This window comes from Streptomyces sp. NRRL WC-3549 (assembly GCF_000721935.1).
Lineage (GTDB): Bacteria > Actinomycetota > Actinomycetes > Streptomycetales > Streptomycetaceae > Streptomyces.
The window spans coordinates 18,016-29,029 of record NZ_KL585430.1 but is presented as its reverse complement, the minus strand read 5'-3'; the positions used below and the strand labels follow the sequence as shown (position 1 = coordinate 29,029).

Below are 11,014 nucleotides of genomic sequence, written 5' to 3'. Positions count from 1 at the left end.
GCCGAAGGCGCTGATCCACCGCAACGTGCCCGGTGAGCCGGTGCACGCCTTCCTGCGCGACCTCGACCGCGCCTGGGCGACGGCCGCCCCGTACGCGTCGCTGGGCGCGCGGCAGCGCTGGATCGCGGCGGTGCGGGCGGTGTCCGCCGACTGGCCGCTGACGGACGACGTACGCCGCTGGCGGCAGGGCGAGGTCACCGTCCGGTGGGCCGCGCTGCGGCCTGTCGGCCCCGGGGCCTGAGCACACGGGGTGATCCACCCTCCGGCCGGGAACACCTGAACGTCGCCGTTCGTCCCCTGTGTGACACGTCACGCGTCCAGGACCTCTGTTGCTTTACGGGACGACATGGCACGATCGCGTCGTCATCGATTAGTTACTGACGGTAAATCAGGTGCCCGCGCACCGACTGCCGTTGCCTTCACCCGGAGGGGGAGTCCGTGAACCGACGCCACTGTGCCTCTGCTGCGACCACCCTGGTCTGCGCACTGGCCCTGCTGACCGCGCCGGTCCAGGCCCTGGCGGCCCCGGTACCCGAGCCCACCTCCTCCGCCACGCCCGCACCGGCGAAGAAGACTCTCGAAGAGGTGCGCGAGGAGATCGACACCCTCTACCGCAAGGCGGGCGCGGCCACCGACGCGTACAACCTCGCCGAGGAGCAGTCGAAGAAGCAGTCCGCGGAGCTCCGCCGGCTCACCGGTGCGATCGACGACGGCGAGACGCGGATCGCCGAGCTGAAGAGCAGGGCCGGCGCCCAGGCCCGCGAGCAGTACCGCAACGGCGGCCTCCCGGCAGGGGCCCAGCTGATGCTGAGCGGCGACCCGGACCTCTTCCTGGACGGGATGAACCAGCTCCGCCAGGACCAGCAGGCCACCAAGGGGATGCTGGGGGAACTCGAGCAGGCGCAGGAGGACTTGGAGACCTACACCAAGGACGCCGGCCTCAACTGGGAGAAGCTCGAAGCCACCCGGCTCAAGCAGGCGAAGGCCAAGAAGACCATCAACGCCCGGATAGCGGCGGCGGAGAAGCTCGAATCACAGTTGGAGAAGGAGGAGCGGGCCCGCCTGCTGAAGCTGGAGCAGGAAGCGGCGTCCACCGCGCAGAACGCCTGGCTCTCCTCCGGCGCCCTCAAGGACATCGACCGTGAGGCGAGCGCGAGCGGCAAGGCGGCCGTGGCCTTCGCGACCGCCCAGATCGGCAAGCCGTACGTGTGGGGCGCCGAGGGCCCCGACTCCTACGACTGCTCCGGGCTGACCTCCCAGGCCTGGGCCGCGGCGAAGCGGCCGATACCCAGGACGTCCCAGGAGCAGTGGCGGCAACTGCCCCGCATCGCCGTCCAGGACATGCGCCCCGGCGACCTGATCATCTACCACAGCGACGCCAGCCACGTCGGCATGTACGTCGGCGGCGGCTCGATCGTGCACGCCCCCCGGCCCGGCCGCGACGTGACACTGGCGGGCGCCGGCTCGATGGAGATCCTCGGCGTCGTCCGCCCCGACAAGTGACCCTGCCGCGCCCGTCACCCGCGTGATGTTCGTCATGGCACCCGTGTCCCATTGCTCCGCTCGCATCCCGCCGGATCCGTGACAGGACGCGGCTTATGGCCGCGCGTGGGACAGGGGCCGATCTTCGTACGCCATTCCGTTCCCCCACCACGGACCGCTATGGTCCCCGTCTGGCGGGTCGTCGATCGGCGGTCCGCCGCGCCCTCGGGGGAGGGAAGGAACCCGAACCGATGCCCGTACCCGTACCGCGGCAACGCGCTGTCTCCGCCGCGGAGAGCACCCACGGACCCGACCTCACGCTCCTGGTGATCTCGGACGATCCTGCGGGCACCTTCACCGTCCCCGAGCTGTCGGCCGAGGGCGGGACCCGCGTCCGCGTCCGTACCGCCCGCAACCTCACCGAGGCGGAGCGGCTGCTCACGGACCACGTGGACTGCGTCCTGGTCGACCTCGACCTGGTGCCGCCCGGCGGGACGCGCCCCGCCGGCAGCCGGCCGGACGACGGCGCCGAGGGCCACGACGAGCTCATCACCCTCCAGCACGTCCTGCGCATCGCCCCGCGCCACGCCGTCCTCGCCCTCACCGCCGCGGACGACGCCGAGCGGGCCGCCGAAGCCGTACGGGTGGGAGCCCAGGACTACCTCTTCCGCGGCGAGCTCGACGGGCGCCTCCTCAGCCGGGCCGTCCGGTACGCCGTGGAACGCAAGCGCGCGGACATCGCCCAGCACCAGCTCACCGAGTCCCGGCTGCGAGCCCAGGAGAACGCCCGGCTGGAACGCGGCCTGCTGCCCACACCGCTCCTGGAGGGCTCCGACCTGAGCTTCGCCGCCCGGTACCGGCCCGGCCGCAGCCGCGCCCTGCTCGGCGGTGACTTCTACGACACGGTCCGCACCCCCGACGGCACCGTGCACGCGATGATCGGCGACGTCTGCGGCCACGGCCCGGACGAGGCGGCGCTCGGCGTCGAACTGCGCATCGCCTGGCGGGCGCTGACCATGGCCGGGCTCTGCGGTGACCAGCTGCTCGCCACCCTCCAGGAGGTCCTGGAGCACGAACGGCAGAGCGAGGAGATCTTCGCGACCCTGTGCACCGTCGACATCGCCCCCGACGGCCGCAACGCCGGGCTCTGCCTCGCCGGCCACCCCGCACCGCTGATCGCCCGCCAGGGCCGGGCGGCACACCTGCTCCCGTACGAGGACGGCGGCCCCGCGCTCGGGCTGCTCCCGCGCGCCCGCTGGCCGCGCCGCCAGGTCCAGCTGGGCGGTTCCTGGAGCCTGATGATGTACACCGACGGGCTGATCGAGGGCCGGGTGTCGGCGGAGGGCTCCCAGCGCCTCGGCCAGGACGGCATGGTGGCCATGGTCAACGGCCAGCTGGACAGTGGGCTGGGCGGTGAGGACCTGCTGGAGGCCTCGGTCACCCGGGTACGGGAGCTGAACGGCGGCGAGCTGACCGACGACGTGGCCGTGCTGCTGCTGGAGCGCGACGAGGCCCGGATACGCCGACGGGGCCGGAGCGCCCCGCGCTCCCGCCCCGGTCCGGCCTCGCCCTCGGGTGCTCAGCGCCCGCCGTTGTAAGGACCGTACGGCCCGTCGCTGGACGACCCACCGCGCCGGTTCCCGCCGCCCGACACCGCCTTGAGCGCCGGCCGCACGTCCACCATGAAGACGATGGAGGCGATCACGCCCGCGATCTGGAGGAACAGGATCGGGATGAACAGGTTCACGACGACGGTGATGCCGAGAATGATCAGCCAGAAGGACTTCTTCTGCTTGTCCGCCGCCCGGTAGGCGTCCTCGCGCGCCGTCGCGGCGAAGACCAGCGCGACCACGGCCAGGACGAGCATGGCCAGGAAGATCAGCTGGAGAAACGAGCCGAATGCTTCGAGCAACACGGTGAGCACCGCCTAATCAGGGGAAAGAGCGCCTCGCGGCCAAGGTACCGGGAACAACGACCGGGCCACCCCGAAAGGTGCCCCGGCCGCACTCCCCGGCCCGCCCGCCCGCTTCCCGGTCCGGTGCCCCGGCCCCGGGGATCCGGTCTACTTCGCGGACGGCGGGGTGGTCTTCTTCGCCACGGGCTTACGGGCGGGGGCCGTCTTCCGCGCGGGTGCCGCAGGCGCCGCCCCGGCCTCGGCGCTCTTCGGCGCGGCCTTCGTGACCGGCTTCACCACGGGTTCCGTGACCGGCTTCACCGCGGCCTCCGTGACCGGCTTCACCGCGGGCTTCTTCACCGACGCGGCCGGGGCCTCGGCCTTCTGCTGCCGCACCGGCCGGGGCTCCGCCTCGACGACGGTGGCGATCTCGACGATCTCCTCGGCCGTCTCGCCGCGCCACGTCCGCACGCTCTGCTCGCCGCGCTCGGCGACCTTCTCGTACGTCTCGCGGGCCCGGACCGCGTACTCGGCGGCCACCCCCACGCTCCGCAGCGCCAGGTCCTGGGCGTTCTCACCCAGCTTCTTCAGGTCGGTGTCCAGCGCCCCCAGGACCTCGGCCAGCTTCGCCTGCACGGTGGCCTGCGCCTTACCGGCCTGCGTGGTGACCCTCTCCTGCACGGCCTTCGGGTCGGTGTTGCGCACGGCCTCGAACCGCTCGGGGGCCTCGGCGCGCAGCTGCTCGATCAGAGCCGGGACCTTACGCGCCTGCTCCACGGCGAGGTCGGCCGTGCCGGCGGCGAAGTAGAGGGGGGTGGGGTCGGTGAGGGTCTTACGCAGGTCATCGGTGATGGCCATGACTGTGGTCCTCCCGGATCATCGGAATTCAGTTCAGGGGTGGTGTCTCTGCGTCGCTGCCGCCGGCCGCGCGGGGGCCACCGGCGTCCGTACCGGCGTCGCCCTCCGGCCGGCCGGCCGCGCTCGACTCGTCGGCGTCGAAGCCGTTCTCCTTGCGGAAGGAGTCGTAGATCTGCAGCAGCACGTTCTTCTGCCGCTCGTTGATCGACGGGTCGGCGAGTATGACCGCCCGCGTCTCCAGCTCCTCCCGCTCCCGCTCGTCGAGGATCCCGGCGCGCACGTACAGCGTCTCGGCGGAGATCCGCAGGGCCTTCGCGACCTGCTGCAGCACCTCGGCGCTCGGCTTGCGCAGGCCGCGCTCGATCTGGCTGAGGTAGGGATTGGACACCCCGGCGGCGTCGGCGAGCTGCCGCAGCGAGAGCTGCGCGGTACGCCGCTGCTCACGCAGGTACTCACCGAGATTGCCGACGTTGAGTGATGCCATGCCCTTGATGGTGCACCACCCTCGCTAACTTTTGCAAGCACTCGCTTGCAAAAGTGTTCGCGGTCACGTCCGGCCCCTGTGTGACGCACGGCTCCCGTCACCTCACTCCCGGCTGCCACGTTCACGAAGCGTGGTGACTCACGAGGGCATGCGCGAAGACGCCTCATCCGGGCCGCCCCTCACGAAGCGCCCGCATCGTGGTCGATGAGCACCATCCCGGATGCCAGCGCCCGGGCGGTGTCGGCGAAGTACCGCTCGTCGGCGTCAGGGGCGAGACCGAGAGGGACGCCCTGGCCGAGGCCGACGAACAGTGCCCTGAGCGCCGTGGTCAGGCGCTGCGCCTGTTGCGGCGTCACGACGCCTCCGTCGTGCGGCCTTCCGGTGAACAGCGCGACCAGATGCCTCTCCTGCGACCGGATGGACGCGGCGAGCCGGGCCCCCAGCTCTGGGTCGTGCAGGGCCATGCCCAGCAAGGTGATCTGAAGCGACAGGCCGGACAGCGCGTCCGGGGCGTCGCAACCGCGTCGGTAGTACCGGGCGAAGGCGTCGACCGCTTCCAGCAGATCGAGTCCGGCGGGAACCGCCTGCTCGATCTCCTCGTAGTACGGCCGCAGGCAGTCGGCGGCCAAGGCGACCACCAGGCCGTTCTTGCTTCCGAACAGTGAGTAGACGGCGCCGGTGGTCAGGTCGGCGCGTTCGGCGATCTCATCAAGCCTGGCCTTGTATCCGTCCCGGGAAACGACCTCGAACGCGGCATCCAGCAGGGCGCGGCGGTTGCGCTCCTTGGCCTCCGCCCTCGTCATTCTCATAGTTTGATTATTGCCGTAATCTCGTTACGAAACTAGTCGGGACGAGCTTCGAGGAGGACGCTCATGGCCCAGGCCGTGGCACCGCGGGTGACCCGCCAGACGGTGGGCGCCATCGCCGACGGCGCCTTCAAGGTGTTGCTCGCCGCTGTCTACATCGCCGGCGCGGCCCCAGTCGGCCGGTTACTCGGCACGCCGGTCTGGCTGATGGTGGCCTCGGGCGTGGCCCTGCTGATCGGCGGCGGTGTCGAAATCGGATACACGCGCAGCCGGTCGATGCGCACCTACACGCAGTTCATGATCGCCTACGACAGCGGCTGGGTCCTGACGGCCCTGATCGGCTTCTTGATGGCGCGCCAGGGCAGCGGTGCCGGGGGCGAAGTCTGGATGGGGTACCAGACGGCCGCCCCCCTCGTGTTCGCCGCGCTGCTGGTCGCCGCCGCCCCTACGCAGACGGCCTCGGACCCTCAGCGCGCCACCTCGGAATCGAGCGAGACGTCCGACCCGCCCCCGTGCGGCTCGAACTGAGGCGTCCCAGGTCAAGCGCTCACTCAGCCCCACCTTGCGCGAGTTGCCAGGGAGGTGGGACGCAAGGCGCGCCCATTGGTTCGTCGGTTCGGCAGGCCCATCCGCCCGTTCGTGGTCACCGAGGCTGGTAGGAGGTGGCCGGCACGGAGACGGTCACCTGCCTGGGTAGGCAGCCGTGGCCACTCAGGCCCAGACAGGACGACGCCCTCGTGAACCCGGCAATCAGCGCGTGACGATGCAGAAGGGATGTCCGGCCGGATCCGTGAGGACTCGCGCTTTGTCCCCATGCGGCTGGTGATCCGGCTTGCCGGCACCCAGTTCCAGCAGCCGCGCCTCAGCCTCGTCCAGGCTCTCCGCGACCTTGAAGCAGATGTGAAGCTGCTGGGGAACGATCTGGTCAGGCCAACTCGGAGCCCGGTAGTCCTCGACCCGCTGAAAACCGATGAAGAGTCCGTCCTCACGGTTGAGACCGGCGAACTCGGCGTCCGACTTCGGGTGTGGTTCAAAGCCGGTGGCCTGCTGATAGAACGCCGCCAGAGCCAGCGGATCAGGGCAATCGAGTGTTATCGCGACCAGTTCCATCTGCAGGGACATGAGACCTCCGAGCCGATCAGTGGACTTCCGTGCACGCCATAGAGGCGGCTGCCTACCGTTGAGCGGGACGGGGAGAGCGCCTTCGTTCCACTCAACCGTAAGCACAGCAGGTCAGGGCCGCAGCATGCCAACGAATACCGGGACAGGACACGCGGGGAGGGCCCCGCGCGCTAGGGTGCCGCGGTGACGTGGGCCGAGCGGGTGGTGGAGCGGAAGGGCGTGCGGCTCGTATGCCGGGACTGGGGCGGAGACGGGCCGGCGCTGGTGATGTTGCACGGGCTGGCCGGCCACGCGGGTGAGTGGGACGCCCTGGCGGGCCCCCTGAGTTCGGCGTACCGGGTGGTCGCGCTCGACCAACGCGGTCAGGGCGCCAGCGACCGCTTCCCGTCCGACGTCTCCAGGGACGCCTTCGTCGACGACGTCGTCGCCGTGGCGGACCGGTTGGGTCTGGGGCGCGTGGTCCTCGTCGGACAGTCGATGGGCGGGCAAGCGGCCATCCTGGCCGCCGCGAGGCATCCTGAGCTGATCCGCGCGCTGGTGGTCATCGAAGCCGACGTGGGCGTTCCTGACCCCGCATGGCCGGCTCAGGTCAGCCGGTGGTTCGACTCATGGCCCGTCCCCTTCCCCTCGCGCGACGCCGCGGTTCGCTTCTTCGGCGGCGGAGCCATCGGCAGGGGCTGGGCGGACGGCCTGGAGGAACGCGGTGGGCAGTGGTGGCCCCGCTTCGACAGGGACGTGCTGGTCCGGTCCGTGGCGGACGCCGCCCGGCACTCCTTCGCGCACGAGTGGGAACGCGTCACCTGCCCCACGCTGCTCATGCTGGCCCAGTCGAGCTTCCTCTCGCCTGCACGCGTGGACGAGCTGATGCGCCGCCGCGTCCCGACCCTGTCCGTCAGCGTTCGCGGGACCCGTCATGACCTGCACCTGGAGCGACCCGACCTCGCGTACGGCCTGATCGCCCGCTTCCTCGCCGGGCTGCCTGCCTAGAGGCACACCGGGACCTCCGCCGGTGCGGCCCCTGTCCGGCGGCCCCCGTCCGCGGGTCGGGCTCGGCTCCGATCGCCGCGGTCCCGCCCCGAGCACGGCCGAAGCCCTCCGGAAGCTGGATCTTGCCCTGGAAACCGTCCTGTTGGAGGCTGAGGCATGCAGAATCTTCCGACCTTCGTCCTGGTCCACGGGGCCTTCGCCAACTCGTTCTCGTTCGCGCCGCTACAGGCCGAACTCGCCCTGCTCGGACACCGCTCCGCCGCGGTCGACCTTCCCGGGCACGGATTCGAGGCCACCTTCCCCGCGTCCTACCAGGCTCCCCAGGACCTCGGCACACTCGCCACGGAACCGGGGAGCATCAAGGGAGTCACCCTCGCGGACAACGCCGCCCGCGTGATCGACGTCCTCGAACGGGCCCGGAGGAACGGGCCCACCGTCCTCGTCGCCCACAGCAGGGGCGGCGCCACGGCCACCGCCGTCGCCAACGCCCGGCCCGAGCTGATCGACCGGATCGTCTACGTCTCCGCCTGGTGCCCCGTCGACCTGAACGTGGGTGACTACTACACCCAGCCGGAGATGGCGGACGTCGACGCGGGGGCCTTCGCCGCCACACTCGTCGGGAACCCGGCCGAACTCCGCCTGCTCCGGACCAACTTCCGCACCGCCGACCCGACGGCACTGGCCGCGTTCAAGCGGGCGTTCGCCGCCGACCTCAGCGATGACGAGTTCCTGACCTTCCTGAACACCTTCCAGCCCGACGAGAACCTCGACGCCGGCACAGCCGCCGACCGGGCGCAGGCCACGACCTGGGGCCGGATACCCAGGACCTATGTGCGCCTGGCAGCCGACGCCAGCCTTCCGCCCGCCGTGCAGGACCGCATGATCCGTGAAGCGGACGCGCTCACCCCGGACAACCCCTTCGACGTCCGGACCCTCGAAGGGAGCCACCTGCGCTGGCTCGTCCACCCGAAGCCCGCCGCCGAGCTGCTCGCGGACCTCGCGGCACTCTGACACCCGCCAGGCGCCCGGCGGTTGCCGCCTCAGGGTGCGCGGCTCAGGGCCGGCTGTGGCGAGCCCGCTGTAGGTTGCCTCTGCGGTGATGGAGCGCCGGGACGGACGTGGGGGGCAGTGGTGGTCACGGAGACGGAAGCGGAACTGGCCGACGGCCGCAGGGTGCGGATGTACGACACCGGGGAGCCGGGGTCCCGCCACCGCCTCACCGTCTTCTGGCACCACGGCACCCCGAACATCGGCAGCCCGCCCGCGCCCCTCTTCCCCGCCGCCGACCGGCTCGGCATCCGCTGGGTGTCGTACGACCGCCCCGGGTACGGCGGTTCGACCGCCCGCCCGGGCCGGGACGTCGCGTCGGCGGCCGGCGACGCGGCCCAGGTCGCCGACGCGCTGGGCGTCGGCCGGTTCGCCGTCATGGGCCATTCCGGCGGCGTCCCGCACGCCCTGGCCTGCGGCGCGCTGTTGCCCGAACGGGTTCTGGCCGTGGTCGGTGTGGCCGGGCCGGCCCCGTTCGACGCGGAGGGGCTCGACTGGTTCGCGGGCATGTCCGCTTCCGGGACCGCGTCCCTGCGGGCCGCCGCCCGGGGCCGCGCCGCGAAGGAGGACCACGCGGCGAACGCGGCGTACGACCCGGAGATGTTCACCCCGGCCGACCACGAGGCGCTCTCCGGTACCTGGGCGTGGTTCGGTGACGTCGTCGGACCGGCCGTGGCGAGCGGACCGGGCGCGCCGGTGGACGACGACCTGGCCTACGTCGGCCCCTGGGGCTTCGCGCCCGCCCAGGTCACGGCGCCGGTCCTCCTCCTGCACGGCGGACAGGACCGGGTCGTCCCCAGTTCGCACAGCCGATGGCTCGCCCACCGCCTCCCCGACGCGGAGCTGCGGCTGAGCCCGGACGACGGGCACCTCTCCGTCCTCGACTCCGCCGACGCGGCCCTGACCTGGCTGGTGGACAACTCCCGCCCCCGGCGGTCCGGCCCGGCCTGATCCGGGCAGCCCGCACGCTCTCCCGGGCCAGGGGCACGACGCGGCAGGGCGGAGCACGCGGCCGATAGCCATCCCCCGTCGGCTCGGACGCGCTCGGCCCCGGCGGCGCGAGGCTCAGGCGGCGCGAGGCTCAGGCCGGCTCCAGGACCCCCACGCGCTGGTCACCGCTCGTCTCGCCGGTGGGCCGGAAACCTAGCCCCCGATAGAACCTCTCCGGGCCGTCGTCGCCCGGGTGCCAGGTGGTCGTCACACGGGTGCCTCCGCGGCACCGGATCTCCGCTGCCACGGACCGGACCGCGAACGTGCCGTAGCCGCGCCCCTGTTCGCCCGCCGCGATGTTCAGGCGCCACAGGCCGGAGCGCAGGTCGGCGCCGGGGTCGCCACCGCCGAAGTCGACGTCGAAGAAGGCCATGAGGAAACCGACCGGCCGATCACCGTCGAGGATGAGACGGGGCCAGGCCGCGTCGCCGTACGCGAACGCCTCGGCGAGGGACTTCACCACCGGTGCGACCAGGTGCTCCTGGTCCGCGCGCACTCTCAGCCCGATCGCCGCGTCGACGTTGCCGGGGGTGATCTCCGCCAGGCGGACCGTGGTCGTCATGCGGAAACCGTAGCCAGCCCGTCAAACGGTTTCCGCGCCGGAGGCACCCGAGCCCCCAGGGCCGGGTGCCGCGCCGGGGATCAGAACACGTCCGGGCACCACGGCCGCCGCGGCGTCCGGAACAGCGTGTCCGCCACCGCCGCCGCGCCCGGCCGCAGCTCCTCGGCCCGACCGAGCGCGGCGAGCCGCGCCACGGACTCGTCACCCAGGTAGAGCGTCCCCAGTTCCCGTACGTCCAGGGCGAGATCGGCGCTCCGGGTGGTCGGTGTGCAGGAGGCCCCCGCCGTGGTGGCGTCCAGCAGGAAACGGCCCGGGGGCAGCCCCGTCGCGTCGCGAACCTCCAGGACCAGGGACGCCTCCGCTCCCCAGGTACGGGCCTCCAGCGCCCTCGGCACGTCCAGCAGGCGCAGCCACAGGAAGTCCGCGTGGGTGACGACCCGGGCGGCACGGGGGTCGGGCAGGAAGAACGGGAGCAGGTCGTCCGGCGCCCGGTTGCCGCTGCGGACGGCGGTGATCCAGTCGATCGAACACAGGAAGCGCCACAACGCGCGCTCCGCCGCCGGGCTCGCGGCGATCAGCCCGGTCACGGTCGCCTTGTTGAGCGGCTGCTTCGCGTCACCCCAGCGGTCGTCGGCACGGTAGGCGACCAGCCCGTCCACCGTGCCGTCGGCCGTGCGGTACACCGCGTAGAAGGGCTCCGTCCACATCTCGTGCGCCGGGACGCCGACACCCGTGTTCCGCTGCCACCAGCGATCGTCACGGCTGACGGCACCGGGCTGGCG

The 11,014-nt window shown here is 72.0% G+C and carries 13 protein-coding genes and 1 pseudogene; 7 read left to right on the top strand and 7 right to left on the bottom strand.

Annotated features, from left to right (window positions below; translation table 11 throughout):
* The 3 genes and pseudogenes from IH13_RS0130230 to IH13_RS0130220 all read left to right on the top strand — a co-directional run.
* A pseudogene (locus IH13_RS0130230) lies at positions 1-241 on the top strand (class I SAM-dependent methyltransferase); the annotation flags it as partial.
* A 197-nt stretch (positions 242-438) separates the two neighbouring features.
* Positions 439-1,503: a C40 family peptidase gene (locus IH13_RS0130225; protein WP_031089266.1), complete on the top strand. Its 1,065-nt coding sequence runs from the start codon at positions 439-441 to the stop codon at positions 1,501-1,503.
* 230 nt (positions 1,504-1,733) lie between these two features.
* Positions 1,734-3,080, top strand: a complete 1,347-nt coding sequence (locus IH13_RS0130220) for a PP2C family protein-serine/threonine phosphatase (RefSeq protein ID WP_031089264.1) — start codon at positions 1,734-1,736, stop codon at positions 3,078-3,080.
* Here IH13_RS0130220 and IH13_RS0130215 read toward each other — a convergent pair.
* The 4 genes from IH13_RS0130215 to IH13_RS0130200 all read right to left on the bottom strand — a co-directional run bounded on the left by IH13_RS0130215 (position 3,062) and on the right by IH13_RS0130200 (position 5,521).
* The gene (locus IH13_RS0130215) at positions 3,062-3,397 is read right to left on the bottom strand and encodes a DUF2516 family protein (RefSeq protein WP_031089263.1); all 336 of its coding nucleotides are present in this window, start codon (positions 3,395-3,397) and stop codon (positions 3,062-3,064) included. The genes IH13_RS0130220 and IH13_RS0130215 overlap by 19 nt on opposite strands.
* Positions 3,398-3,544: 147 nt before the next feature.
* On the bottom strand, positions 3,545-4,234 hold the full coding sequence (locus IH13_RS0130210) for a hypothetical protein (RefSeq protein WP_031089262.1): 690 nt from the start codon (positions 4,232-4,234) through the stop codon (positions 3,545-3,547).
* 28 nt (positions 4,235-4,262) lie between these two features.
* Positions 4,263-4,718, bottom strand: coding sequence for a helix-turn-helix domain-containing protein (locus IH13_RS0130205; RefSeq protein WP_031089261.1), 456 nt, complete (start codon positions 4,716-4,718; stop codon positions 4,263-4,265).
* A gap of 179 nt (positions 4,719-4,897) precedes the next feature.
* Positions 4,898-5,521: a TetR/AcrR family transcriptional regulator gene (locus IH13_RS0130200; RefSeq protein ID WP_031089259.1), complete on the bottom strand. Its 624-nt coding sequence runs from the start codon at positions 5,519-5,521 to the stop codon at positions 4,898-4,900.
* Between the two features lie 69 nt (positions 5,522-5,590).
* Here IH13_RS0130200 and IH13_RS0130195 point away from each other — a divergent pair, with 69 nt between their 5' ends.
* Positions 5,591-6,052, top strand: a complete 462-nt coding sequence (locus tag IH13_RS0130195) for a hypothetical protein (RefSeq protein WP_234433444.1) — start codon at positions 5,591-5,593, stop codon at positions 6,050-6,052.
* Between the two features lie 222 nt (positions 6,053-6,274).
* Here IH13_RS0130195 and IH13_RS0130190 read toward each other — a convergent pair whose 3' ends face one another.
* Positions 6,275-6,646, bottom strand: a complete 372-nt coding sequence (locus IH13_RS0130190; RefSeq protein ID WP_031089257.1) for a VOC family protein — start codon at positions 6,644-6,646, stop codon at positions 6,275-6,277.
* 183 nt (positions 6,647-6,829) lie between these two features.
* Here IH13_RS0130190 and IH13_RS0130185 point away from each other — a divergent pair, with 183 nt between their 5' ends.
* From IH13_RS0130185 to IH13_RS0130175, 3 genes are all read left to right on the top strand, one after another.
* Positions 6,830-7,633, top strand: coding sequence for an alpha/beta fold hydrolase (locus IH13_RS0130185; RefSeq protein ID WP_031089255.1), 804 nt, complete (start codon positions 6,830-6,832; stop codon positions 7,631-7,633).
* Positions 7,634-7,789: 156 nt separating this feature from the next.
* A complete protein-coding gene (locus IH13_RS0130180) occupies positions 7,790-8,644 on the top strand; it encodes an alpha/beta fold hydrolase (protein ID WP_031089254.1) in 855 nt (284 codons plus the stop codon).
* Between the two features lie 120 nt (positions 8,645-8,764).
* Complete coding sequence (locus IH13_RS0130175; RefSeq protein WP_031089253.1) at positions 8,765-9,631, top strand: alpha/beta fold hydrolase; 867 nt, start codon at positions 8,765-8,767, stop codon at positions 9,629-9,631.
* Positions 9,632-9,761: 130 nt separating this feature from the next.
* On the opposite strand, the gene IH13_RS0130170 is transcribed toward IH13_RS0130175, so the two are convergent.
* Positions 9,762-10,232, bottom strand: a complete 471-nt coding sequence (locus tag IH13_RS0130170) for a GNAT family N-acetyltransferase (protein WP_031089251.1) — start codon at positions 10,230-10,232, stop codon at positions 9,762-9,764.
* A gap of 80 nt (positions 10,233-10,312) precedes the next feature.
* On the bottom strand, positions 10,313-11,014 hold a 702-nt coding region (locus tag IH13_RS0130165), incomplete at its 5' end, for a sterol carrier protein domain-containing protein (RefSeq protein WP_031089250.1).

Coding starts and splice junctions, on each gene's coding strand:
- IH13_RS0130220 (WP_031089264.1), top strand. CDS start 1,734: ATGCCCGTACCCGTACCGCGGCAACGCGCTGTCTCCGCCGCGGAGAGC.
- IH13_RS0130210 (WP_031089262.1), bottom strand. CDS start 4,234: ATGGCCATCACCGATGACCTGCGTAAGACCCTCACCGACCCCACCCCC.
- IH13_RS0130205 (WP_031089261.1), bottom strand. CDS start 4,718: ATGGCATCACTCAACGTCGGCAATCTCGGTGAGTACCTGCGTGAGCAG.
- IH13_RS0130200 (WP_031089259.1), bottom strand. CDS start 5,521: ATGACGAGGGCGGAGGCCAAGGAGCGCAACCGCCGCGCCCTGCTGGAT.
- IH13_RS0130195 (WP_234433444.1), top strand. CDS start 5,591: ATGGCCCAGGCCGTGGCACCGCGGGTGACCCGCCAGACGGTGGGCGCC.
- IH13_RS0130190 (WP_031089257.1), bottom strand. CDS start 6,646: ATGTCCCTGCAGATGGAACTGGTCGCGATAACACTCGATTGCCCTGAT.
- IH13_RS0130180 (WP_031089254.1), top strand. CDS start 7,790: ATGCAGAATCTTCCGACCTTCGTCCTGGTCCACGGGGCCTTCGCCAAC.
- IH13_RS0130170 (WP_031089251.1), bottom strand. CDS start 10,232: ATGACGACCACGGTCCGCCTGGCGGAGATCACCCCCGGCAACGTCGAC.